Source organism: Streptomyces sp. NPDC025784 (assembly GCF_055558435.1).
The window spans coordinates 153,426-177,871 of the sequence record NZ_JBVHMN010000010.1 but is presented as its reverse complement, the minus strand read 5'-3'; the positions used below and the strand labels follow the sequence as shown (position 1 = coordinate 177,871).

22 protein-coding genes and 1 pseudogene are annotated in these 24,446 nt (G+C 72.9%); 15 read left to right on the top strand and 8 right to left on the bottom strand.

The window, feature by feature from the left end:
* The first annotated feature begins 3 nt into the window (after positions 1–3).
* The 5 genes from ACZ4IF_RS23235 (at position 4) to ACZ4IF_RS23215 (ending at position 3,585) form a co-directional block, all read left to right on the top strand.
* On the top strand, positions 4–207 hold the full coding sequence (locus ACZ4IF_RS23235; RefSeq protein WP_095932753.1) for a hypothetical protein: 204 nt from the start codon (positions 4–6) through the stop codon (positions 205–207).
* Positions 208–428: 221 nt separating this feature from the next.
* On the top strand, positions 429–1,100 hold the full coding sequence (locus tag ACZ4IF_RS23230; protein ID WP_467565594.1) for an HdeD family acid-resistance protein: 672 nt from the start codon (positions 429–431) through the stop codon (positions 1,098–1,100).
* 142 nt (positions 1,101–1,242) lie between these two features.
* Entirely contained in the window at positions 1,243–1,725 is a 483-nt protein-coding gene (locus tag ACZ4IF_RS23225) for an SHOCT domain-containing protein (protein WP_467565592.1), read from the top strand.
* Between the two features lie 32 nt (positions 1,726–1,757).
* Positions 1,758–2,180 (top strand): DUF7144 family membrane protein, encoded by a 423-nt coding sequence (locus tag ACZ4IF_RS23220; protein ID WP_467565590.1) that lies wholly within the window; start codon positions 1,758–1,760, stop codon positions 2,178–2,180.
* 49 nt (positions 2,181–2,229) lie between these two features.
* Complete coding sequence (locus ACZ4IF_RS23215; protein WP_467565588.1) at positions 2,230–3,585, top strand: diacylglycerol/lipid kinase family protein; 1,356 nt, start codon at positions 2,230–2,232, stop codon at positions 3,583–3,585.
* 87 nt (positions 3,586–3,672) lie between these two features.
* Here ACZ4IF_RS23215 and ACZ4IF_RS23210 read toward each other — a convergent pair.
* The 7 genes and pseudogenes from ACZ4IF_RS23210 to ACZ4IF_RS23180 form a co-directional block, all read right to left on the bottom strand.
* Positions 3,673–4,548: pseudogene (locus tag ACZ4IF_RS23210) on the bottom strand (SulP family inorganic anion transporter); the annotation flags it as partial.
* A gap of 179 nt (positions 4,549–4,727) precedes the next feature.
* A complete protein-coding gene (locus tag ACZ4IF_RS23205; protein ID WP_467565586.1) occupies positions 4,728–5,534 on the bottom strand; it encodes a thioesterase family protein in 807 nt (268 codons plus the stop codon).
* 351 nt (positions 5,535–5,885) lie between these two features.
* Positions 5,886–7,271 carry a carboxypeptidase regulatory-like domain-containing protein gene (locus ACZ4IF_RS23200; protein ID WP_467565584.1) on the bottom strand — a complete coding sequence of 462 codons (1,386 nt, stop codon included), beginning with the start codon at positions 7,269–7,271 and terminating at the stop codon, positions 5,886–5,888.
* A gap of 126 nt (positions 7,272–7,397) precedes the next feature.
* Positions 7,398–8,018 (bottom strand): SRPBCC family protein, encoded by a 621-nt coding sequence (locus tag ACZ4IF_RS23195; protein WP_467565582.1) that lies wholly within the window; start codon positions 8,016–8,018, stop codon positions 7,398–7,400.
* Positions 8,019–8,142: 124 nt separating this feature from the next.
* The gene (locus ACZ4IF_RS23190; protein ID WP_467566028.1) at positions 8,143–10,557 is read right to left on the bottom strand and encodes a xanthine dehydrogenase family protein molybdopterin-binding subunit; all 2,415 of its coding nucleotides are present in this window, start codon (positions 10,555–10,557) and stop codon (positions 8,143–8,145) included.
* 5 nt (positions 10,558–10,562) lie between these two features.
* Positions 10,563–11,135 carry a (2Fe-2S)-binding protein gene (locus tag ACZ4IF_RS23185; RefSeq protein ID WP_467565580.1) on the bottom strand — a complete coding sequence of 191 codons (573 nt, stop codon included), beginning with the start codon at positions 11,133–11,135 and terminating at the stop codon, positions 10,563–10,565.
* A complete protein-coding gene (locus ACZ4IF_RS23180; RefSeq protein ID WP_467565578.1) occupies positions 11,132–12,001 on the bottom strand; it encodes an FAD binding domain-containing protein in 870 nt (289 codons plus the stop codon). The genes ACZ4IF_RS23185 and ACZ4IF_RS23180 overlap by 4 nt, the downstream gene beginning before the upstream one ends.
* A gap of 269 nt (positions 12,002–12,270) precedes the next feature.
* Here ACZ4IF_RS23180 and ACZ4IF_RS23175 point away from each other — a divergent pair, with 269 nt between their 5' ends.
* Entirely contained in the window at positions 12,271–13,404 is a 1,134-nt protein-coding gene (locus tag ACZ4IF_RS23175) for an XdhC family protein (RefSeq protein ID WP_467565576.1), read from the top strand.
* 48 nt (positions 13,405–13,452) lie between these two features.
* Positions 13,453–14,673, top strand: a complete 1,221-nt coding sequence (locus ACZ4IF_RS23170) for a TetR/AcrR family transcriptional regulator (RefSeq protein ID WP_467565574.1) — start codon at positions 13,453–13,455, stop codon at positions 14,671–14,673.
* A 353-nt stretch (positions 14,674–15,026) separates the two neighbouring features.
* Here the strand turns inward: ACZ4IF_RS23170 and ACZ4IF_RS23165 are convergent, their stop codons facing one another.
* A complete protein-coding gene (locus ACZ4IF_RS23165; protein WP_467565572.1) occupies positions 15,027–16,406 on the bottom strand; it encodes an MFS transporter in 1,380 nt (459 codons plus the stop codon).
* Positions 16,407–16,586: 180 nt separating this feature from the next.
* Between ACZ4IF_RS23165 and ACZ4IF_RS23160 the strand changes: the two genes are divergently transcribed.
* From ACZ4IF_RS23160 to ACZ4IF_RS23125, 8 genes are all read left to right on the top strand, one after another.
* Positions 16,587–18,071, top strand: a complete 1,485-nt coding sequence (locus ACZ4IF_RS23160; RefSeq protein WP_467565570.1) for an aldehyde dehydrogenase — start codon at positions 16,587–16,589, stop codon at positions 18,069–18,071.
* A gap of 89 nt (positions 18,072–18,160) precedes the next feature.
* A complete protein-coding gene (locus ACZ4IF_RS23155) occupies positions 18,161–19,099 on the top strand; it encodes a VOC family protein (RefSeq protein WP_467565568.1) in 939 nt (312 codons plus the stop codon).
* Positions 19,096–19,905, top strand: coding sequence for an aspartate dehydrogenase domain-containing protein (locus ACZ4IF_RS23150; RefSeq protein WP_359489972.1), 810 nt, complete (start codon positions 19,096–19,098; stop codon positions 19,903–19,905). The genes ACZ4IF_RS23155 and ACZ4IF_RS23150 overlap by 4 nt, the downstream gene beginning before the upstream one ends.
* Positions 19,902–20,702, top strand: a complete 801-nt coding sequence (locus ACZ4IF_RS23145; RefSeq protein WP_467565566.1) for an alpha/beta fold hydrolase — start codon at positions 19,902–19,904, stop codon at positions 20,700–20,702. The genes ACZ4IF_RS23150 and ACZ4IF_RS23145 overlap by 4 nt, the downstream gene beginning before the upstream one ends.
* Before the next feature lie 9 nt (positions 20,703–20,711).
* Positions 20,712–21,233 carry a cupin domain-containing protein gene (locus tag ACZ4IF_RS23140; RefSeq protein WP_467565564.1) on the top strand — a complete coding sequence of 174 codons (522 nt, stop codon included), beginning with the start codon at positions 20,712–20,714 and terminating at the stop codon, positions 21,231–21,233.
* Positions 21,226–21,990 carry an SDR family oxidoreductase gene (locus ACZ4IF_RS23135; RefSeq protein WP_467565562.1) on the top strand — a complete coding sequence of 255 codons (765 nt, stop codon included), beginning with the start codon at positions 21,226–21,228 and terminating at the stop codon, positions 21,988–21,990. Before ACZ4IF_RS23140 ends, ACZ4IF_RS23135 begins: the two co-directional genes overlap by 8 nt.
* A gap of 19 nt (positions 21,991–22,009) precedes the next feature.
* Entirely contained in the window at positions 22,010–22,792 is a 783-nt protein-coding gene (locus ACZ4IF_RS23130) for an SDR family oxidoreductase (RefSeq protein WP_359489980.1), read from the top strand.
* A gap of 11 nt (positions 22,793–22,803) precedes the next feature.
* Entirely contained in the window at positions 22,804–24,429 is a 1,626-nt protein-coding gene (locus ACZ4IF_RS23125) for a thiamine pyrophosphate-binding protein (protein WP_467565559.1), read from the top strand.
* Positions 24,430–24,446: the final 17 nt, after the last annotated feature.

The following is a 24,446-nucleotide window of genomic DNA, read 5'->3' as shown; positions in this document are numbered from 1 at the left end:
CTCATGCGCTACGAGATCCGCGTCGAAGGACACATGTCGGAGACGCTGACCAAAGCCTTCCCCGAGCTGGACCATGTGGTGATGTCCGGTCAGACCGTGCTGTTCGGCCCCGTCGTCGACGAGGCACATCTGTACGCGCTCCTGGCCCGCTGTCAGTCGCTGGGCCTGCGCGTCGTGGAGATGCGCCCTCTGCCGGAGACGGAGTGACCTGGTCGCTGTCACCGCCCCCTCCTGGCGCGACGCACGCGCCTCGCGGGGCGTGCCCGGGCACCGGGAGCGGGTGGCGCCCCCTCTTCGGTGCCGCCCACAGATCACCCGCCGAGGGTGATCCGGAAGCCGGAGGCCCGCGGGACGCTGGCTCGGCGAGGTCTCCGCACCGCCCCGTCGGCGGTCCGGAACGACCCGTTCGATGCGCGCGAGGAGGAGCCATGACCGTTTCGCGTGGCCCGGCACCGCAGACCGGACCGGAACACATGCCCGACGGGGCGGCGTCCGACTCGACCGCGGACGCGGCGGAACTGCTTGCGGGACTGGGCAGTTCGTGGACCTGGATCCTGGGCTCGGCGATCACCACGCTGATGCCGGGCGTCCTGATCCTCGTCTGGCCCGAGGAGACCCTGCACATCCTGGCGGTGCTCCTCGGCCTCTACCTGCTCGTCACCGGAGGATTCCGCTTCGTGTCGGCCTTCTCCCGGCACGAACACGGCGAACGGCTCCCGGGACTGCTCCTGTCGGTGCTGTTCGTCCTCGCCGGAGTGCTCTGCCTGCGGAACCCGATGCAGACGATCGCCGCGCTCTCGCTGATCGTCGGGATCGTCTGGCTGGTGTCCGGCATGCTGACCGCGTACACGGCCATCGCCACCAAGGACCTGCCGCATCGCGGGTTCGTCATCGGCGCCGCGGTCCTCGGCATCGTCGCGGGCATCGTCGTACTGGCCCTGCCGACCGAGTCGGCCCGCGCCCTGACCCGGCTGCTCGGACTGTGGATGGTGCTGCTCGGCGTGGCCGAGCTGATCCTCGCCTTCGCCTGGCGGGCGGCGCTGCGCAAGACGCTCACCGACTACCCGACCGGCCCCACCGGCCCGACCGCGACGGTGTGAGACCCCGCACCGACGCACCCCCGTCACCCGTCGTGGAACGCAAGATCACCCGCCTGGGGTGAGGCCGCCCGGCCCTGCCCCCGGCACGCTGAGAACGGCACAGAACGCCTGCCGGGCGAACGCCCGGGACGGAGGAGAGACCATGACCGCCCAGACGTATCTCGCGTACGACTACCCGCTGCTGAGCGCCTTCTGGACCATGCTCTGGTTCTTCCTGTGGATCATGTGGTTCATCCTGCTCTTCAGGATCATCGGCGACATCTTCCGCGACGACACCCTGGGCGGCTGGGGCAAGGCCGGCTGGCTGGTGGGCGTCATCATCGTGCCGTTCCTGGGCGTCCTGGTCTATCTGATCGCCCGCGGCAAGAGCATGGGCCACCGGGAGCTGGAGTCGGCGAAGGCCCAGCAGGGCGCCTTCGACGCCTACATCCGTGAGACCGCCGCCGGAGGCACCAGCAGCGTCGACGAACTCGCCAAGCTGTCCGAGATCCGCGCCCGCGGCGACATCACGGACGAGGAGTTCCGCCGCGCCAAGGACCTGGTCCTCAGCGGCCACGGCGCATCCGACGGTACGGGCTCCGCAACCACCACCTCCACCTCCTCCACCTCCGCCTCCGGCCGCTGAGCGGGCCGGACGAGACGAAACGAGGCAGCAGGATGACCGCCACACACACCGCACACGTACACACGGCCAAGCATCAGTGGGCCACGGGGCTCGTGGTCTTCGGAGCCGTCCTGCTGGCGATCGCCGGGATCCTCGACATCCTCCGGGGCATCAGCGCGATCGCCGAGGACGACGTCTACCTCACCACGCGCAACTACGTGTTCCAGTTCGACCTGACCGGGTGGGGCTGGATCCATGTCATCCTCGGAGCGATCGCCGTGATCGTCAGCATCGGGCTCTTCCAGGACACGATGTGGGGACGTGTCCTGGGCGTGGCCGTCGCCGGGCTGATCATCATCTCCAACTTCCTGTCCCTGCCGTACTTCCCGGTGTGGTCGATCGTGATGATCGCCTTCTCGGGGTTCATCATCTGGGCCCTGTGCGTGGCACGCCCCGACGAGAGCGCGAAGGTCTGAGGGACCGGAGTGCCGTCGGCCCGCGGCGGTGAGCGGAGCGGACGGACAGGTGCGACGACACCGAAGCAATGCGAGGGCGCCGGACGCGTGCCCCACCACGGCCGCCCGCAGAGGGCGGGCCGGGTGGGCGCGTCTGGCGCTGCTCGCCCTGACGGCCTGCGTGCTGATCCCGCTCGTCGCGGCGGGTCTGCGGAGCGTGTTCTGGGTTCTGATCGGCGTCGCCGGGCTGGCCCTCGCCGCCGTCGGTGTGTGGTGGACCCTCGCCCACACCGGCGTCGTGCGCGTCCTCGGAGTCGCCCTGTCCGTCCTCGCGCCGCTGTCCGTCCTGGTGCTCTACGCCGTCTTCGGACTGCTGGCCCCGGCCTTCGTCGCCCTGGCCCTGTGGGTGCTGGCCGTCACGGCGGCCCGTACGGCCCTGGCGCCGCTGCACACCGCCCACGTCCGCGAACGCACCCGCGTCGAGCCGCCACGGCGCCCCTGGATCCTCATGAACCCTCGCTCCGGCGGCGGCAAGGTGGACCGGTTCCAGCTCGTGGAGAAGGCGCGGGCGGCGGGCGCCCACGTCGTCCTGCTCGGTGCCGGACACGAGGACGTGAGCGAACTGGCCCGGCAGGCCGTGTCCGACGGAGCCGACCTCCTCGCCGTCGCGGGCGGCGACGGCACCCAGGCCCTGGTGGCCGAGGTGGCGGCGCGGCACGGCCTGCCCTTCCTGGTGATCCCGGCCGGTACCCGCAACCACTTCGCCCTCGACCTCGGCCTCGACCGCGACGATCCCGCGGCCGCCCTGGACGCCCTGACCGACGGTGTCGAGATCCGCGCCGACCTGGGGTTCGCCGCCGACCGCGTCTTCGTCAACAACGCGTCCTTCGGGACGTACGCGGCCGTCGTCGGCGACCCCGCCTACCGGGACGCGAAGGCGCAGACGATCCTGGAGACGCTGCCGGGTCTCCTCACGGGCGACGACGCGACCCGGCTACGGATGCGCGCCGGCGACACCCGGGCCGAGGGACTGCAGGCGCTGCTCGTCAGCAACAACCCCTACCGGCGCGCCGTCGACGCGGCGCGTCCGGGGCGCCGGGAGCGCCTGGACTCCGGACTGCTCGGGGTGCTGGGCGTGTGCGTCGAGAACTCCGCGCAGGCGGCACGGATGGTGAGCGGGGCCCGTTCCTCGAGCTTCCTGCGGCTGACGGCCCCGGAGGTCGTCGTCGAGGCCGACACCGGCACCGTCCCGGCGGGCATCGACGGCGAGCACGTCGTGCTCCCCGCACCCGTGGTGTGCCGCATCGCTCCGGGGGCACTGCGGGTCCGGGTGCCGCGTCACCGCCCGGGCACGCCGGTGAACAGACCGGCGGTCGACTGGCCGAGGGTGGTCCGCATCGCCCTGCGCCCGCTGCTTCCCGGCTGACCGGGCCGGCTCCGCCCGCTCACCGGTCCCGGATCCGTCCGGCGGAGGGGACAAAGGTCCACTCCGCGCTCGTGCGTAGGCGATAGGCCGGGCGGCGAAGGCCGAGGCGTTGGAGATCGTGTCGGCCAGCGACACCACGGCGATGCCCAGCGCCCCCGCGAACAGCGGCGCCAGGTCGCCGAACCGCACGTCGGGAACCGTCAGCGGCGGGAAGCCCTCGGGCAGCACACCGACCAGACCGACCCCGTGCGCACCCAGGTCGAAGACTGTGGCTGCGGCGATGGCCAGCACCACCATCACGAGCACCGCGGGGACCTTCGGCGGCCGGCGCTGGAGCACCACGATCAGGACGATCCCGCAGATGCCGACGGCGGCCGAGGCGGGCACCACGGCTCCCTCGGCCAGCTTCCGGACCACCTCGACGCATTGGCCGATCAGATGGTCCGCGTCGACCTTGAAGCCGAGCAGCTTGGGCAATTGGCCGACGAAGATGGTCAGGGCCAGACCGTTCATATAGCCGATCATGGTCGGCTTGGAGATCAGGTCGGCGATGAAGCCCAGCTTCGCCACCGACGCCAGGATCATGACGGCCGCGACCATGATCGAGAGCGTCGACGCCAGCGCGATCGCACGCGCCGGATCGCCCTCCGCCGCGATCAGGGGCAGGACGGTGGCGGCGATCATCGGCCCGAGCGAGGAGTCCGGACCCAGCACCAGGATCCGGGACGGGCCGCACACCGCGTAGCCGAGAAGGCACAGGATCGTCGTGTAGAGCCCGGTGATCGGAGGCAGGCCCGCGAGCTCGGCGTACGCCATGCCCTGCGGTACCAGCAGCGTGGTCAGGACGACCCCGGCCACCACGTCCTTGGCCAGCCACTCCCGCCGGTAGGACGCCACCGCGCGGACCCCGGGCACGGCCCGCAGCCAGGCGGGGCCTCTCGTGGTGCGGTGCCGGATCGTCATGGGCCACACTCCCGCCGCGCTCGGCCGCCCCGGCTCGCAGCATCCGCCCGGCGCGCCCGCGACGGTTCACCCTCCACGGGTGACTGCCGGACCGGGCCCCGCCCTCCGGGCGGCGCCCGCCCCGACCGGAGCGACCGGCCGGTCGCTGCCGGGGCCGGGCCGGCTGTCCACCGGCGCGATCAGTCGGCGGTGATCGGCCGGACGGTGAGGATCTGCTGGGCGTGACCCACCGGCCCGCGCACGTCGTGCAGGACGGTGCTGGTGACACCCTGGCCCGTCGGCCCGAACGTGACGGTGGTGTCCAGACCGGTCCACGCGCCCTCGGGGCGTCGGTGGAGGTGGACGGTCAGGTCGACGTTGGGGTACATCCAGGCCGTCGGCGGCTGCCGTACGGCGATGCCGTTGGCCGTGTCCACCAGCGCGAGGTAGGAGGCGAGCGGGCCGCTGGGTTCGCCGGCGACGAGGTCGAGGGGCGTGGAGACCCAGGCGGTCGCCCGGCCCGGCCGGGGCGTGGTGACCGCTCGCACGTCGAGGGAGGCGATGTAGCCGCCCGGCCACACGTCGGACAGCTGCCGCCGGGGGAGGCTCTCGGGCGGGGCGAGGCGCTCGTCGGCACCGCCCGCGACATCGCCGGTGTCGAGGGCCGCGAGGAGCCAGGCACGGGCACGGACCACTGGGCGGTCGGCGATCAGTACGACGGCTTCGAGCAGTTCGATGGTGCGGCCGGGCCTGATCGTCTCCACGCGGATCTCGCACTCGTCGAGAGCGAGCCGCCCGAGGATGTCGTAGCTGATGCGGGACAGCAGCAGTCCGGAGTCCGCACGCGTGGCCGTGTGGCGGTCCAGGGCGTGCGCGACGAGACCGCCGAGCGGGCTGAAGTGCAGCTCGCCGGAGTCCCAGGCGCCGCTCGCGTGGGCGGTGGGCTTGTAGCGGTGCTCGTCGATGCGCTCGTAGTAGCTGCCGGGGGCCGGGGTGCCGGTGGTCAACGGACGTCTCTCCTTGTACGGGTCACAGGGTGTTGAGCAGGACGGCATGGACGGCGGCGCCGATGCCGGCACCGGGGACGGTGCGGCGGCCGCGCGCCGAGGTGGACGCCGACGCGGACGGCGACCGCGAGCAGCGCGTACCCCCGAGCCGTGCGGGTCGGCGGGCACGGAGCCGTGCAATGCCGTCACCCCGAGGATCGCGAGGATACCCACGGGCCTCCGCGCCGACGGCTGCCGCACGATCGTCGAGCCGCGCGTGGCGTCCGGTGCGCAGGCCTGTCCGGGCGTGGAGGTCCACGCGTCCACGTCCGCGCGCGGATGCCCCGTGCCCGGATGCCCGTGTGTCCATGTCTAGCGCTCGCCGACGGTCTGCCGCGGAGCCGTCCCGCGCTCGTGCAACGCGAAGTCGGTCCGCAGGACGGCGCCGGCGCCGAGCAGTTCCCGGTGGACCACCGGTCTGCGGCCCGCCGAGGACGCGACGACGCTGAGGTGTCCCTCGGGCAGTCCGGCCACGGCGTACTCGCCGTGCGCGTTCGTCGTCGTGGACACCAGCCTCCGGCCGCGGGCGTCCATGACGGTCACCACGGCACGGTGCACGGGCCGCTGCAGGGAGTCCAGGACGGTGCCCACCAGGACGGGCTCCGGATCGCCGAAGTGGTGGGCGTGCACGGGAAGCGCGGTGGGCAGCGGCACCTCCAGCGACGCGTCCTCCCGCGGCGGTTCCTCGACGTCCGCGGGCTCGCCGTTCGCCCCTCGTCGCGCCGCTCGGCGGAGCCGCCCGGCGTCGAGGCCCAGCAGCGCGACGCCCGCCGCGGTCCACGCGCACAGCACCAGCACGGGCTCGAGCACGCCGGCCCCGTCGAAGTAGAGCGCTCCGCGCAGGGCGTCCACCGCGTTGGCGAGGGGCATGACGGCGTGCACGTACTGGAAGAACGTCGGCAGCAGCGGTGCCGGAGCCACGCCGCCGCTGGTCGGGATGCTCAGCACGATGAACAGGCCCATGCCGACGGCGGGGAAGTACTGCCTGGCGAACGGCGCCAGTCCGGAGGCGAACGTGGCGACGGCCGCCGTGAGCAGGAACGCGATGGCCATGGTCGAGGGAGCGTGCGGGAGGTACCCGAGTCCCACCCCGACCGCGTAGCCGATCACGCTGAACAGCGCCGCGGTGCCCGCGATCGTCAGCAGCTTCCTGCGCCGGTCCAAGGCCACCGCACGCAGCAGGGTCGTCGAGAGGATGTAGCCGGGGATGCTCCAGGCGATGCCGAAGTAGACCAGGGTCGTGCCCATCAGGTCCTTGTGCGTGGTCGGAGCCACGTCCACGACCGTCAGCTTCTCCCCGTGCCCGTGCCCGTGCTTCGCCGCGACGGGGGTGAAGGCTTTGGTCAGCGCCTGTTCGAGGGACATGCCGTTGGCCTTGGCCACGTAGAGGACCGGCCGGTCGCCCTCCGCGTACCCCGCCACGGCCTTCCGGTCCAGTACGGCCTCGCGGGCCTTTCGGGCGTCGGTCACGGCGGTGACGTCGAACCCGCCGGGCCGCTGCCGCCGCAGCGCGGCGTCGACCCGGTTCTCCGTGGCCGCGCCCGCCACCACGACCTTCGCGTGGTGCGGCTGCGGCGCGTGCAGCGCCGGGGCGAAGCAGAAGAGGAAGCCGAGGAAGAGCGCCGCCGGGAACCAGAGCGTCTCGGCGAGGGTGACGGCGAGCGGTGCTCTGCGGGAGAGCGTCGTCGGGGCCGTCACCGGGCCGGCTCGGCGGAGGGGCGGACGGCGGCGCGGCACATGTGCATTGATGTACGATACATCTAATCCGCTCGTGGTCGTACCCGGGCCCGGCGCCCAGCTGTCGGCGCGCGTCCGCCGGGGCCGTCACCGTGACCGGCGCCTCAGGACGCCGACGAGGACCACGGCGACGACCACGGCCGCCGCGGGGACGGCGGCCTTCCGCAGCAGCACCGGCAGGACGGCCGCGCCCAGGTCCACCGCGTCGCCCTCGGCAGCCGCCGGGAGCGGCGTCGCGGAGATGTCGCCGGTCGTGGTCGAACGGTCCGGGGCGCGCAGCAGCTCCTCCAGCCGGGCGGCGAACTGCTGGACGATCCGGTCGCCGACCTCCGCCATGATGCCCCGGCCGAACTGCGCGGGCCTGCCGGTGATGTCGAGCTCCGTGCGGACCCGGACCAAGGTTCCGGCCGGATCGGCGGCGAGTCCGGCGACGACGCGGGCCGCCGCCGTGCCGGCGCCGCGCGTCTCGCTGCCGGTGAGGTCGAGAATCATGGAACGGTCCGCCTCGTCGCGCGTGACGGTGCCCTCGCCCCGGTAACTCATCTGCACCGCACCGACCTTGACCTTCACCCGGCCGGTGAACGCGTCGCCGTCGAGGGCGTCGAGTGTCGCGCCCGGCATGCACGGAGCGACGCGGCGCAGGTCCTGGAAGAGCTTCCAGGCCTCGTCGGGCGTGGCCGGAACGGTGAAGGAGTGATCGAGTCGCATGACGGGTCCAATCGGCGGTGGGTGCGTGTGGGCGGGTGTGTCCGCCGGCGAGTGCGGCCGGCGGGAGGGCCGTGGGCGGGTGGGTGCCGGCAGGGCGGTCCGTGGGTGGGTGCCGGCGAAGTCCTCAGTCCTGGCCGTCGGGTGCCGGAGCGCTGCGGATCAGGTCGCGGACCCGGCTCGGGGAGAGCGGGCCGCGACGGACGACCACGCCGAGGGGGCGCAGCGCGTCCTCCACGGCATTGGCGAGCACGGCCTGCGGTGCGATGGCGCCGCCCTCACCGAGGCCCTTGACGCCGAGGTCGTTCATGGGGCTGGGAGTGAACAGCTCGTCCAGATCGAGGTCCGGGATCTCCGAGGACGTCGGCACGAGGTAGTCCATGTACGTGGTGGTGCGGGGCTGACCGTCCGGGCCGTAGACCATCTCCTCGTAGAGGGCGCCCGCGATGCCTTGTGCGACACCGCCGGTCACCTGTCCCTCGGCGATCAGCGGGTTGACGATGACACCCGCGTCATGGACGACCGCGTACCTCAGGATCTCGATCTCCCCGGTGCGTTCGTCGACCTCGACGACGGCGGCGTGGGCGCCGCTCGCCACCGCGAAGCCCGGCGGGCGGAAATGCACCGTCTCGCTCAGCTCGGTGCCGTGCCTGCCGTCGGTGGGTTCGGGCGTGCCCGGCAGCGGCGCCTGCCCGGCCAGTCGGGCGAGTGTGAGGGACGGCCCGTCACCCGTCCTGGGGACGATGACACCGTCACGCAGGTCGAGGTCGTCCGTGGGGACGCCGAGTCGCCGGGCGGCGGCTTCCAGGGCCTTCTCCCGGACGAGGCGCCCGGCGCGGTGGGTGGCGTTCCCGGCGTTGACCAGCGCCCGGCTCGCGATGGTGCCGACTCCGAAGGGTGTCGCCTCGGTGTCGCCGCCGGTCACGTCGATGACGTCGAGCGGGACGCCGAGGGCGTCGGCGGCGATCTGAGCCATGGAGGTGCGGTGTCCCTGGCCCTGTGAGGGCGCGCCGATGGCGAGCTTCACGCGCCCGTTGGGCGCGATGTCGATACGGGCGGTCTCGAACGGGCCGAGACCGGTCGCCTCGATGTACATCGCGAAGCCGACGCCGACGCGTCTGCCGCCCTGCGGGCCGTACCGCTGCCGGGCCCGTACCGCCGGCAGATCGGCTTTCGCGACGGCCCGGCGCAGCAGTTCCGGGAAGTCCCCCGAGTCGTAGGACTGCGGCTTGCCGGAGCGGTCCACCAGACCCGTCGCATACGGCATCTCGTGCGGCTGCACGAGATTACGGGCTCGCAACTCCGCTGGTTCCAGGCCCAGTTCGATGGCGAGCCGGTCCATCGCCCGTTCCATCGCGAACACCGCCTCAGGGCGCCCGGCTCCCCGGTAGGGAGTGGAGAACGTGGTGTTGGTCAGCACACCCACGACGCCGATGTCCGCGTGGGGCACCCGGTAGGGGCCGAGCAGATGGCACAGCGAGTTGTACGGAACGACCAGCCCGGTCATGTTGTACGCGCCGAAGTTGACGGTGATCCGGTCGCGTACGGCGAGGAGCCGACCGTCCGCGTCGGCGGCGAGCTCGATGCGATGGATCTGCTCCCGGGCGTGCGAGGACGCGGTGAGGTTCTCGTTGCGGTCCTCGCGCCACTGCACGGCGCGCCCCAGTGCCCGCGCGGCGTAGGGCACCAGCAGTTCCTCGACGTACAGGATGCCCTTCTGGCCGAAGCCGCCGCCGACGTCGGCCGCGACGACGCGGACGGTCTCGGACTCCTGGCCCAGCGTGTGGGCGATCGCCTCGCGCAGCCGGTGCGGGGTCTGCGTGCCCGACCACACCGTCAACCGCCCGCTGAAAGGATCGACTTGGGCTGCGACGGCGCGGGTCTCGATGGGTGATGCGACATAGCGGTGCGCGAGGAACTCCTCCCTGACCACCGTGTGGGCGACGGCGAAGGCCTCGTCCGGATCACCGACCTCGGTGGCGACGGCGACCGCCGTGTTGTCGTCCAGCTCCTCGTGGAGCCGCGGGGCGTCGGGGGAGAGCGCCTCCTCCGGGTCCACCACGGCGGGCAGCGCCGTGTAGCGGACGTCGACCAGTTCGAGCGCGTCCTCGGCGAGGTAGCGGTTCTCGGCGAGCACCACGGCGACGGGCTGGCCCACGTACAGGACCTTGTCCGTGGCGAGCAGCGGCATCGGCGTCATCCGGACCAGCGGGTCGAGGAGTGCGGCGAGACCGGGCGGCGTGCGCAGCTCCTCCTTGTTGAGCATGGGCGGCAGCGCCGCCATGTCGGCGCCGGTCCAGGCGGCGACCACGCCCGGAGCGGCGAGCGCGGCCCGGACGTCCACCGACTCGATGCGGGCGTGGGCGTGCGGGCTGCGCAGGAAGGCGGCCTGGAGGGCGCCCGGAAGAGCGACGTCGTCGACGTAGCGGCCGTGGCCGCGCAGCAGCCGCTCGTCCTCGACCCGGGGCACGGGACGGCCGATCCAGCCGCCCGTGGCGGGGGCATGCGCGTCCTCGTGCTTGCGCTCGGTGGTGCGGGGCATACGGCTCACTTCCCGAATCGTTCGTCGAGTGCCTGGCAGACGGCGCGGCGGATGTTGCGGTAGCCGGTGCAGCGGCACAGGTGTCCGCTCAGGGCGTCGGCCACCTCCGGCTCGGCGGGGCGTTCGGCGCTCTCGGTCAGCGCGGTCGTCGTCATCACGAACCCGGGGGTGCAGAACCCGCACTGCATGCCGTGGCATTCGTGAAACGCTCGCTGCACCGGGGTCAGCGGGGCGTCGTCCGGCGCGAGACCCTCGACCGTGCGCAGCGCGCGGCCCTCGCACTGCACGGCCAGCGTGAGGCAGGAGCGCACCGGGGAGCCGTCCATGAGTACGGTGCAGGCCCCGCAGACACCGTGTTCGCAGCCGACGTGCGTACCGGTCAGGCCGAGCCGGTCACGCAGGAAGTCGCTCAGCAGCAGCCGGGACTCGACCTCGGCGATCACGGGGGCGCCGTTCACCGTCAGTCGCACCTCGTGCCAGCCGGACGGCTCGGACAGCGGGGGCGTTCCCGGCGGGCGGGCGTCCGTGCCGGGCACGGGGGCGGGCACCCCGGCGGGCGTGGGGGAGGAGAGGGTCATGAGCAGCGCTCCCAGGCGGTGGTGCAGGCGCGGGCAAGGAGGTGGGCGGCGCCTTCGCGCCGGTAGCGGGCCGTGGCGTGGATGTCGTCGGCGGGTGCGAGGTGATCGAGGGCAGCGGCGGCGGCCGCGGTGACCGCCCGCTCGTCGACGTCGGTGCCGATCAGCGCCTGCTCCGCGGCGGGCAGCCGGACGGGCACGGGGCCGGCGCCGCAGAACACGACCCGGGCGTCTCGGACGGTCCCCGAGGCGTCCGCGCGCTCCAGGAGAACGGCCACGCCGACGGTGGCGAAGTCCCCGTGCCGGCGCGTCAGTTCCTCGAATGCCCAGCCGCGGGCCGTCTGCGGGCCGAGCACGACCTCGGTGAGGAGCTCGTCCGGTTCCACGGCGGTCTGGAAGGTGGCGACGAAGAAGTCCTCGGCCGCGACAGTGCGGGGGCCGCGCGGTCCGTCCACGACGAAGCGGGCGTCCAGTGCCAGCGCGGCCGTGGGGAGTTCGGCGGCCGGGTCGTGGTGGGCGAGACTGCCGCAGACGGTGCCGCGGTGGCGTATCTGCGGATGCCCGATGTGCCCGATCGCGGCCGCCAGCAGGGGCCAGCCGTCGCGCACGGCGGGGTTGTCGGCGACCGTGCTCTGGCGGACGGCGGCGCCGATGTGCAGCGCACCCGCCGCATCCACGCCGAGCCGGTCGAGTTCCGGGACGCGCATGATGTCGACGAGGACCTCGGGCCGGGCGAGCCGCATGCTGAGCATCGGGATCAGGGACTGACCGCCCGCCACGATCTTCGCCTCGCGCTCCTCGTCGGCGAGGAGCGCGAGCACGTCGGCGACGCGGCGCGGAGCGATGTAGTCAAAGGGTGCGGGTTTCAACTGGTTCCCATCACTCTCGTTCGTCGACCTCCGGCGAGCGGAGGCCGGCGCGGGCAGGGGAGGCCGGCACGGACAGGGGTCGCGGTCCGCGCGGACGAACCGCATGGGCGGTCCCTCCGTGCGGACCGCGCGGACGAACCGCACGGACACGGGGGTGCGCGGATCCGTCGACCGGGATCCGCATCTATCTAATGCCTGAAATGATTTACACTAAAGTTTCTTCTTGGCAAGAGGGTGACGCCGATTCGAGATGCTTCGAGGTGAACGGCATGAGACATCTGCTGGACCAGGCGGCCGAGTGGCAGCGGATCGGGACCCGCTTCGCGATGGCCACCGTGATCCGCGCCCAGGGCTCGTCCCCGCACGGAGTGGGCGCCTCGATGCTGGTCTCCGAGGACGGCCGGGTGGTCGGGAGCGTGTCCGGCGGCTGTGTCGAGGCCGCCGTCTGCGCGGCGGCCGAGGAGGTGCTGGCCGGCGGCCCCCCGGTCGGCGAGCGTTACGGCGTCGACGACGGTGATGCCTTCGCCGTCGGGCTGACCTGCGGCGGCACGATCGACGTCTTCGTCCGGGAGGTGGGCCCCGAGATCCCCATGGCGCGCCTGGCCGAGAGCGTCGCCACGGGCGAGCCGGTCGCGCTGGCGACGGTGGTGGCCGCGGGCGTCACGGCCGGGACGGGCATCGTCGTCGCGAGCGACTGGACCGCGGGGGGACTCGGCGACGCCGTGCTCGACCGGGCGGCGGCCGATGCCGTGCGGTCGATGCTGGCTCGAGGGGAGAGCGGACTGGTGGGCCTGGGCGAAGGGGGTGCCGGTGCGGCCGTGGTCGGCGCGGAGGGCCTCGGCCCCGGATGCGTGCCGGAATGCGAGCTCATGGTGCAGTCGTACGCGCAACCGCCACGTCTGCTGATCTTCGGTGCGGCCGAGTTCGCGCGCCCGCTCGCCCGGTTCGGGGCTCTGCTCGGCCACCGGGTGACCCTGTGCGACGCCCGGCCCGCTTTCGCCGACCCGCAGCGCTTCCCCGGCGCCCACGAGGTCGTCGTGGACCGGCCGGACCGGTGGCTCGCCGCGCGTGCGGACCGGGTCGGCCCGACCACTGCGATCTGTGTGCTCACCCACGACGCCAGGTTCGACGTGCCGCTGCTCGAACTGGCGCTGCGCGGACCGGCCGCCTACATCGGTGCCATGGGGAGCAGACGTACGCACGAGGACAGGCTGGAGCGGCTGCGCGAGGCGGGTCTGAGAGAGGCGGAGCTGGCCCGGCTGCGCTCCCCGATCGGCCTGGACCTGGGCGGGTACGGGCCGGAGGAGACGGCCCTGTCCGTCGTCGCGGAGATCGTCGCGCTCCGCCGCGGCGGCAGCGGGCTCCCGCTCACGGAATGCGAGGGGCCGGTGCACCGTGTGTAGCCACTTTTGAACGACTGTTTTCATGAACGCTCGTTTAATCTGAGCGATGTGGATTCCGAACAGGTGCGATCACGCCGCGGCCGTGCGCACGACCCCGAGGGCAATCGCAGAGCCGTCCTGGACGCCGCCCGTCGGCTGTTCTCCGCGCACGGCTACGCGGGTGCCGGGATCCGGGCCATCGCGGCCGAGGCAGGCGTGACCCCGGGCCTGGTCATGGCGTACTTCGGCACCAAGGACGGGCTGTTCCTGGAGGCGGTGGGGGCCGGCACGGGCGTCACCGGCGCGGTACTCGATGCCGCCGCGAACGACCCGGACCAGCTGCCGCGGGCCCTCGCCCACGCCTACCTGGAGCGGTGGGACCGCCTTCCCGACCAGGATCCCTGGCCCGCGCTCATCCGCTCGGCGCTCTCCCATCCGCCCAGCGCCGAACTGTTCCGCGGCATCCTGGACCAGCAGGTGAGCGAACCGCTAGTCCGGCTGATCGGGGAGTCCGTCCGGGCCGACGTCCGGCTCGCGATGGTCCGCAGCATTCTCTTCGGCGTGATCATGGAGCGGTACATGTTCGCCCATGAGCCGGCCCGTTCGGTGCCGACGGAGCAGCTCGAACCCGCCCTCGCGGACGTGCTCGCGACCGCTGTCGGGGCTCGGGAGGCCACACCAGAGGCCGGATCCGCCGGATCGGCACGCGCCGATGCCGGTCCCGTGCGTGCGGACGCCGGTCCCGTGCGTGCGGACACCGGTCCCGTGCGTGCGGACACCGGGCCGACGGTCGAGGCCCCGGCTCCCGAGGAGCTCTTCGGACCGCTCCAGGCTTGTCTCCAGCGCTACCGGGCGCTGACGGGTGCCGTCGTGAAGGACTTCGGCATCGGCGTGGCCGCTTCCGAGGTGCTCGACGCGCTGCGGCGGGCGGGGGCGCCGTACCGGCGGACGATGGGGGAGGTCGCGGGTGTCGTCTCCCTGAGCCAGGGCGGACTGACGATGCAGGCGGACCGCCTGGCCGAGTCCGGGCTGATCGAGCGGGAGCGGGACGGCCGGGACCGGCGGATCGTCCGTCTGCGGCTCACTCCCGCCGGGCTGGACCTCGCCGCACGGGTGGCCGACGCCCGTGCCGCGGGCGAACGGGAGATGCTGGCAGGGCTCGGCGCCGCCGAACAGGGCCGGCTGAGGGACCTGCTCGCCCTGCTGGGCCGCTCGCTGGACGAGGCGGGGCCGGAGCGTGCCGAGCAACGGACGAGGACGACGGACGCGGCGCAGCCGGAGGGTGCGTAGGACCCGGAGGGGCCGGAGCCGCGGGGCGCGTGGAGCCGGGTGGGCCCGCGACGGCGGGCGCACCGTTTCTCATGACAGGGCCCCCGGCGCGGAAGCCTCTCCCGGCCCGTGGCGAAGGCCGGCCCCTGACGCCGGAAAGGTCCCCAGGGTCGTGGAGAGGGCTCCTGACGTCGGGAGGGTCCCCAGGGTCGTGGAGAGGGCTCCTGACGTCGGGAGGGTCCCCAGGGTCGTGGAGAGGGCCCCTGACGCCGGAAGGGTCCCCCGGACTTCGGGTCCCCGACGCCCGAGGCTCCCCGCTCCGTGCGGTACGGAGCGGGGAGCCTCGGGGTGCGGCGCCGATGGGGACGCGCCGCTCAGGAGTTGAGCTCCTCCAGCGTCCTGCCCTTCGTCTCGACGGCGAACAGGGCGATGACCGCGCCCGCCGCCGCGACACAGGCGAGCTGGGTGAAGACCAGCGCCAGGCTGCCGCCCGCCCCGAGGATCGCGCCGACGGTGATCGGTCCGAGGATGACGCCCGCGCGGTTCCACAGTCCGCCGAAGGCGGCGCCCTTGGCGCGGTTGCGGGTCGGGTACAGCTCGGGGGAGTACAGGTAGAGCCCCGCGTTGATCGCGTACACGAAGAACGTCGTGCAGGACGCGAACACCGCGACCTGACCGCCGGAGACGGCTCCGGTCACGGCGAGGGTGCCCAGTGACAGTGCGGTGCCGCCGAGCGCGGCCACCAGGGCCGGGCGCCGGCCGACGCGGTCGATGGCGAGCGCGACCACGAGGGTGCCGAGCAGGCCGGTGACGTTGCTGAGCAGGGTGTAGACGAGCGCGGTGGTCAGGTCCAGGCCGAAGTTCTTGGTGTAGAGGGACGGCAGCCAGGTGGAGATGCCGTGGTTGACGTAGTACGCGACGAACCACAGGCCCGAGACGACGGCCGTGCGGCGCAGATAGCGCCCCGTGAAGAGCTCCGACAGCCGTCCCCGGGAGGTCTCCTCCTCCGTGGCCGCGCCGACGGTCGGCTCCGGCAACGGCTCGCCCGTGGAGTCCGACACCTCCGCCTCGATCCGTGCGAGGACCTCCTCGGCCTCCTGCGTGCGGCCGCGGGCCAGCAGCCAGCGCGGCGACTCGGCGACGTGCTTGGGGAGGGCGGCGGCGATCAGGACGGGCAGCGCACCGAGCACGAACATCGCCCGCCAGCCGAGATGGGGCACCACCCACACGGCGACCAGGGTCGCGGCGGCCAGACCGGCGGGGAAGATCATCTCGTAGAGCAGGACGAAACGGCCGCGGCGGTCCGAGCGCGCTATCTCGTTGATGTAGGTGGCGGCGACGGGGACGACGCCGCCGATGCCGAGGCCCTGGACGAACCGGAAGAGCGCGAACAGTTCGATGCCGTTCGAGAAGGCGACGGCGAGGCTGGCGAGTGCGGTGACCGCGACCCCCAGCGCGACGGTCCGCACCCGGCCGATCCGGTCGCCCAGCGATCCGGCGCCCAGGGCGCCGAGCAGCATGCCGACCGAGCCGGCGGTCACGGCGAAGGTGGCCTGTCCTGTCGTCAGGTGCCAGTCCCGCATCAGAACGGGGAGGGCGGAGGCGGCGAGCAGCTGGTCGAACGCCTCGAAGAAGGTGACGGCGCCGATCAGGAAGCGGACCTTGACGTGCCAGCGGGAGTGCGGCAGTCGTTCGAGCCGTGCGGCTATTGATCCCGCTGTTCCCACGGCGGGCCGGCCGGCCACAGTCGTCATGAAGGTTCCTTCCGCGAACAGAGAAGTTGCGGAGACAGTAGGAGCAGTTACCTAAGTGGTCAATGGTTAAGAGCAAAGATACTTTTCGGAGCCGCAGGTCTTGCCAGCCAAATACTTAAGCCCTTAGATTTCAAGCGCTCAGAGTCAACCCCACCTGCTCACCGGTCCGGGAGGTCCGCCGTGCCTCGTTTCTCCACCGACATCCTCATCGGAGGGCAGTGGCGCCCGGGCGCGGGCGCCGCGGTCGAGACCGTGGACCCGGCCACCGGCCGGGTTCTCGCCACCGTCCGCACGGCCTCGGTGGACGAGGTGGACGAGGCGGCCCGGGCCGGCGCGCGAGCCGCCGCCGACCCGGCCTGGCGCGACCTGATGCCCCACCGGCGCGCCCTGTTGCTGCACCGCGTCGCCGAGCTGATCGAGGCGGCCGCGGACGAGCTGTCCGCCGTGCAGACCGCCGACACCGGCAAGACCCTCGCCGAGACGAAGGCCCTCGCGCTGAGCGCGGCCGCGACCTTCCGGTACACCGCGGCCGCCCTGGAGACCGCCGAGGACGCCCTCACCCCGTCGCGCGGCGACTACGTCACGATGAGCGTGCACGAGCCGATCGGCGTCGTCGCGGCCATCAACCCGTGGAACTCGCCGGTCGCCAGCGATGCGCAGAAGATCGCCCCCGCGCTCGCCGCCGGCAACGCCGTCCTGCTCAAGCCCGCGGCCTGGACGCCGCTGGTCTCCCTCGTGCTCGGACGGATCGTCACCCGCGCGCTGGACGAATTCGGCCTGCCGACGGCGTTGTTGTCGGTGCTGCCGGGCAGCGGCCGGACGGTCGGCGACGCGATCGTCACCCACCCCCTGGTCGGCCGCATCGGCTTCACGGGCGGCACGGACACCGGCCGCGGCATCGCCGCGGTCGCCGCCGCCAAGCTGGTTCCCGCCTCGCTCGAACTGGGCGGCAAGTCACCGACCATCGTCCGGGCGGACGCCGACGTCCAACAGGCGTTGGCCGGCGTGATGTTCGGGATCTTCTCGTCCAGCGGCCAGTCCTGCATCGCCGGGTCGCGGCTGTTCGTCGCCCGCGAGATCTACGACGAGTTCGTCGGTGAACTCGTCGAGCGGGTGCGCAAGCTGCGCGTGGGGCCCGGCACCGCACCCGGCACCCAGGTCGGCCCGCTGGTCCACCACCGTCACCGGGACGCCGTCGCCGCGTACGTGGACCTCGCGCGCGAGGAGGGCGGCCGGGTCCTGTGCGGCGGTGCCGCACCCGAGGGTGAGGAGTACCGGGACGGCGCGTACTACCTGCCGACGGTCATCGACGGCCTCCCCAACGACGCCCGGGTCTGCCAGGAGGAGATCTTCGGCCCGGTGCTGATCGCCCTGCCCTACGACGACGAGGACGACCTGGTCCGCCAGGCGAACGACTCCGTGTACGGACTGGCCTGCGGCATCTGGACCCGGGACCACCGGGCGGCCTGGCGCCTGGCACGCCGTGTCGACGCGGGAACGGTCTGGATCAACACGTACAAGCAGTTCAGCATCTCCACTCCCTTCAGCGGGATGAAGGACAGCGGCCTCGGCACCGAGAAGGGCCGTGACGCGATCCGTGCCTACCAGCGGCAGAAGTCCCTGTACTGGGGCACCTCCGGCACGCCCCTGCCGTGGGCCGGATGACGCCCGCCCCTGCCGTGGGCCGGACGGCGCCCGCCCCGCTCGCCCCGAACCAGTCCCATCCCCTCGCACCCCTGTCCCCGGAGACGGTCATGCCCCAACCCCCCGTTGCCCGACTGCGCGCGCTGCGCTCGGTCGAGCTGCTCACGCCCACGTTCGGCGAAGCCGCGGACTTCTACGCCGAGGCGTGGGGACTCGCGGTCGTCGAGTCCGAGCGCGACGCCGTCTGGCTGCGCGGCACCGGCGAGGAGCACCACGCCCTCCAGCTGACGCGCTCCCACCGCGTCGGCCTCGGGAGGATCTCGTTCGCGGTCGCCACCCCCGCCGAGGTGGACGAGGCGGCCCGCCGCCTGCTCGCCCGCGGCATCACGCCGGTGGCCGGACCCGGCCGTCTCGACCAGGTGGGCGGCGGCTACGGCCTGCGCTTCACCGACCACGAGGGACGCCTGATCGAGCTGACCGCCGAGACCTGGGCGGTCGGGTCCCGCGGCCGGGACGAGGCCGTCCCGGTCGGCGTCACCCACGCCGTGCTCAACACCGCCGACATCGACGCGTCGGTCGCCTTCTACTGCGACGTCCTCGGGCTGCGCGTCTCCGACTGGTCCGAGCACCAGATGGCCTTCCTGCGCTGCAACGCGGACCACCACTGCATCGCCTTCAACCAGGCCGAATGGGCCTCGCTCAACCACGTGGCCTACGAGATGGGTTCCGTCGACCACTTCATGCGAGGGCTCGGCCGGCTGCGTCACCACGGCATCACCCCCCAATGGGGACCGGGGCGGCACGGCCCCGGCGACAACACCTTCTCCTACTTCACCGACCCGACCGGCCTGGTCTGCGAGTACACCTCCGAGGTCGCGCAGGTCGTCGAGGACCGCTGGATCGCCAAGGTGTGGCGGCGCACCCCCGAACTTTCCGACCGGTGGGGCACCGCGGGCGCCCCCTCCCAGGAGATCCGCTGCCACATGGCGGGCACCCCCGACCCCGGCCCGCTCGCCGCACCCGCCCTCGCCGAGGAGGCCTCCGCATGACCACGAGCATCCCGAAGGTCCGCAGGGTCGGCGTGGTCGGCTGGGGCGCCATCGGCCGCGTCGTCGGCTCGGCCCTCGCCGAACAGGCCATCCCCGGAGCCGAGTTGGAGTGCGTCGTCGACAACCGTCCCCTCGGGGACAGCGCACCCGCCCCGCAGGTCGCCTTCGAGGAGGCGCTCCAGCGCTGCGACCTCGTCGTCGAGGCCGCGGGCCAGGCGGTCGTCCGCGCGTGGGGCGAACGCGTCCTGGAATCGGGCACCGACCTGCTGATCGCCTCCACCGGGGCGCTGACCGACGAGGAACTGGCCAAGCGGCTCCTCGCGGCGGGGCCCGGCCGGGTGTACTTCACCGGCGGCGCCGTCGGCGGCCTCGACCTCCTCCAGGCCGTACGCTCCCTCGGCCCGCTGCACGACGTACGCCTCACCACCACCAAGCTGCCCACCACGCTCGAACAGCCGTGGATGGATGAGGAGTTGCTGACACGTCTACGGACGGCGACCGGTCCCGTCGAGGTCATGTCGGGCACCGCCCGGGACGTCCCGGTGAAGTTCCCCAAGTCGACGAACGTCGCCGCGTCGGTCGCACTGGCCGTCGGCGACCTGGACACTGTGCGGGTCCGGGTCGTCGCCGATCCCGGGGCGCACCACACCCGGCACGTCGTCGAGGCGTCCGGCGCTCACGGGACGTACCGCTTCGACGTGGCCCACCTGCCCGACCCCGGCAACCCCGCGACCAGCCAGGTCGTCCCGTACGCCGTGCTGCGCAGCCTGGCCGCCCTGGCCGGGCGGACGGGACAGATCCTGTGACGGCGGCCGCGCGCATCGCGGACACGGTGCACACCGAAGAGGCGGGAGACCAGGGGCCGTTGCTGCTCTGCCTGCACGGCATCGGCTCCTCGTCGGCAGCGTTCGCCCCCCAGCTCGCCGAACTCGGGCGGTACGCGCGTGTCGTCGCCTGGGACGCTCCCGGATACGCCAGGTCCGCCGACCCCGAAGGCCCGTTGACCCTCGACGACTTCGCCGACACGGCGGCCGAGCTGATCCGCTCGCGTGGTGGGAGCGCCCACGTGCTGGGCGTGTCCTGGGGCGGAGTGATCGCGCTGCGCCTCGCCGTCCGCCACCCCGGGCTCGTCGCGTCCCTCGTCGTCGCCGACTCCAGCCCCGGGTCCGGGACCGACCCGAAGAAGGCGGCCGCCATGCGGGCACGGGCCGCCGAACTCGCGGAGACCGGACCCAGGGCCTTCGCCGAGCGTCGCGCACCCCGCCTGGTGTCCGAGCACGCGCCCGCCGAGCTCGTCCGGCGCGTGACCGACACCATGGCGGACGCGATCCGCCTCCCGGGCTACGGCCACGCCGCCGAGTCGATGGCCGCCACCGACTTGCGCGCCGAACTCTCCCGCATCGCCGCGCCCACCCTCGTCCTGTGCGGCGACCAGGACCGGGTCACCGGCGTCGACGCCTCACAGGCCATCGCCGGCGCCGTCCACAGGACCGCCTACGTGATCGTCAAGGACGCCGGTCACCTGGCGAACCAGGAGCAGCCCGAGCACTTCAACGCCTGGGTGCTCTCCCACCTCCGCATCACCGCCCGTATCCCCGCTTAGGAGCTCACCGTGCCTCTCACCACCACCACGTACGACAACGGCGGCGACCTCGCCTCGTACACCGACTCGCTGATCGCGACCAAGGACTCCCGCGAGCCCGACTGGAACACCCTCGCCTTCCAGGCGAAGGCCGGTGACCAGTACCGCCGCGCCCAGATCCGCTACGTCGGCTCCGGCGCCACCGGCAACCACGAGGGAGACAACCGGATCATCCCGTCCGGCGGCTTCACGTTCTCCAACATGCTGCTCCCGCCGGGCGCCGAGGGCCCCGAGCACACCCACCACGACGTCGAGGAGGCCTTCTTCGTCCTGGAGGGCCAGGTCCGCGTCGGCATCCACCGCGGCGAGGACGAGGTGGAGTACCGGACCCTCGGCTACCGCGACATGATCGTCGTCCCGGCGGGTGTGGCCCGCTCCCTGAAGAACGAGGGGGACACCGACGCGCTGTTCTGCGTCGTCATCGGCACGCAGAAGCCGCAGGTGCCGACCTACCCCGAGCACTCGCCGATGCACGGCGTCACCCGTGACTGAGCAGCGGTCGACCGACGTTCGGACCGTCGTCGTCACCGGGGCGGGCCGTGGCCTGGGACTGGCCATGGCCCGCCGGGCCGGACAGGACGGCTTCCGGGTCGTCCTCGCCGAGGTGGACGAGGAGCGCGGCCGGGCCGCCGAGGCGCTGCTGCGCACGGAGGGCCTCGACGCCCGCTTCGCGCACTGCGACGTCGCCGACCCGGCCTCGGTCGGACGGCTCGCCGAGCTCACCGCCCCGCTCGGCCCGCTGTACGGGCTGGTCAACAACGCGGCGCTCGCCAACGGCGTGGGCGGCAAGGAGTTCCAGGACATCGACGTCGAGGCGTGGGACCGGCTGATGACGGTCAACGCCCGCAGCCCATGGCTGATGTCCAGGGCCCTGCTGCCGCAGCTCCTCGCCCACGGCGGCCCCGGCCGCATCGTCAACCTCGCCTCGGACGCGGCCCTGTACGGCTCACCGCGGCTCGCCCACTACGTCGCCTCCAAGGGCGCCGTGATCGCCCTGACCCGGGCCATGGCCCGCGAACTCGGCGACAAGGGCATCACCGTCAATGCGGTCGCCCCCGGCCTGACCGAGTGCGAGGCGACCGAGACCGTGCCCGCCGAACGCCACGACCTGTACCGCGTGAACCGGGCCGTCTCCCGCCCCCAGCAGCCCGACGACCTCACCGGCACGGTCGCCTTCCTGCTCGGCGAGGAGTCCCGCTATCTGACCGGACAGGTGATCGCCGTCAACGGCGGCTTCACCATGCACTGAGCAACAGGAGACAACTGCCATGGATCTGGGCCTCGCCGACCGCACCATCGTGGTCACCGGCGGCAGCTCGGGCGTCGGCCTGGCCACGGTCCGCGCCCTCCTCGACGAAGGCGCGAACGTCGCCACCTGCGGCCGCGACGCCGGACGGCTCGCCCGGGCGGCGGCCGGACTCGACGGCGTGCGGCTGCTGACGGGCGTCTGCGACGTACGGGACGCCGACGCCGTACGCGAGTTCACCGATCGCGTCGCCGACCGGTTCGGCGGCATCGACGGGCTCGTCAACAACGCAGGCCAGTCCCGGATGAAGGGCCTCGACGAGTCCACCGCCGATGACTGGCGCGACGAGCTGGAGCTCAAGTTCAGCGGCGTCCTCAACCCGCTGCACGCCGCCCGCCCACACCTGAAGGCCTCGCACGCGCCGAGCGTCGTCAACGTCAACGCCGTCCTCGCCAAACAGCCCGAGACCCGCCTGATCACGACGAGCGCCGCCCGCGCGGGCATCCTCAACCTCTCCAAGTCCCTGTCCGCCGAGCTCGCCGCCGACGGCATCCGCGTCAACTCCGTGTGCCTGGGCCTGATCGACACCGGCCAGTGGACCCGCCGCCACGCCGCCGCGGACACCCGCGAGACCTACGAGGACTGGCAGGCACACCTCGCCGCCGACCGCGGCATCGCGCTCGGCCGGCTCGGCCGCGCCGAGGAGGTCGCCTACGCGATCGTCGCGCTCCTGTCACCGCGCGCCTCGTACATCACCGGCACCAGCATCGACGTCTGCGGCGGCGTCGGCCGTTCCATCCTCTGAGGAGACCTCACATGCGTCACGACACCGGAGGCGATCTCCTCGTCGCCGTCCTGCGCCGACTCGGCATCGACACCGTCTTCGGCATCGTCAGCGTGCACAACCTGCCGCTGGTCGAAGCCGTCGACCGGGAACTGCGGTTCGTCCCCGTACGCCACGAGGCGTCCGCCGTGAACGCCGCCGACGCCTACGGGCGGGCCCGCGGAGGGATCGGCTGCGCCCTCACCTCCACCGGCACCGGCGCGGGCAACGCCGCCGGATCACTGATCGAGGCGCTCAGCGCGGGCACCTCCGTCCTGCACGTCACCGGGCAGGTGGAGAGCCGGTTCCTGGGCAGCGGCCGCGGCTTCATCCATGAGACCAAGGACCAGCTGGGCATGCTGACGGCGGTGTCCAAGTACGCCGCCACCGTGACCTCCGCCCACGACGCGGGCCGCGTCCTGCGCGAGGCGGCCCGTGCCGCCCGCACCGCACCCGGCGGACCCGCGAGCGTCGAATGGCCCATCGACCTCCAGTACGCCGTCCAGACGGACACCGCACCGGAACCCGCCGACCCCGCCACGCCCGCCGCCGAACCGGGCGAACTGGCCGCCGCCGCGGCGCTGCTGGCCTCGGCGCGGCGGCCCCTCGTGTGGGCGGGCGGCGGCGCGACCCGCGCCCGTACCGAACTCGCCGAGCTGCTCGCCGCCACCGGCGCCGGCCTGCTCACCTCGAACTCCGGGCGCGGCACCGTCCCCGAGGACCACCCCCAGGTCATCGGCAACTTCGCCACCACACCGGCCGCCCGCGCGCTGCTCGCCGACGCCGACGTCCTGCTGACGATCGGCACCCACTTCCGCTCGAACGAGACCGGCGACTACGGGCTCGAACTCCCTTCCGCACACATCCAGATCGACGTCGACGCCGCCGCGCTGGGCCGCGTCTACCCGGCTCGGCACCCGCTGCACGGAGACGCGGCCGACGTCCTCACCGCGCTGCTGCCGCACGCCCGTACGGCCGAGGCGTCCTGGACGGAGCGGGTCACCGCGGTCCGCGGACAGGTGCGGTCCACGCTGCGCGACAACATCGGCCCGCAGGCGGCGATCTGCGACGCGATCCGCGCCGCGCTGCCCCGTGCGGCCGTCGTGGCCCGCGACGTCACCATCCCGTCCAGCAGCTGGGGCAACCGGCTGCTGGACATCCACGACCCGCGCGACAACGTCTTCCCACGCGGCGGCGGCATCGGGCAGGGCCTCGGCATGGGCATCGGAGCGGCACTCGCCCGGCCCGACACCCCCACGGTCGTGATCGCCGGAGACGGCGGCCTCGCCGTCCACCTGGGCGAACTGCTCACCCTCGCCCAGGAAAGGCCCCGGCTCACCCTGCTCGTCTTCAACGACGGCGGTTACGGCGTCCTGCGCAACATGCAGGACAGCTACGCCGAGCGCCGCTCCGGCGTCGACCTCACCACCCCCGACTTCGAGAAGCTGGCCGGCGCCTGCGGGCTGCCGTATCTGCGGATCGCCGCCGAGGAGCACGCCGGTCCGGTGCTGGAGGAGGCCGTCGCGTCGGACGGGCCCGTCCTCGTCGAGGTCGACCTGACGGCGCTGGGCCCGATGAAGAACCCGTTCACCCCGCCCGTACGGATTCCGGGCCAGTGAGATGCCGACCGAGACAC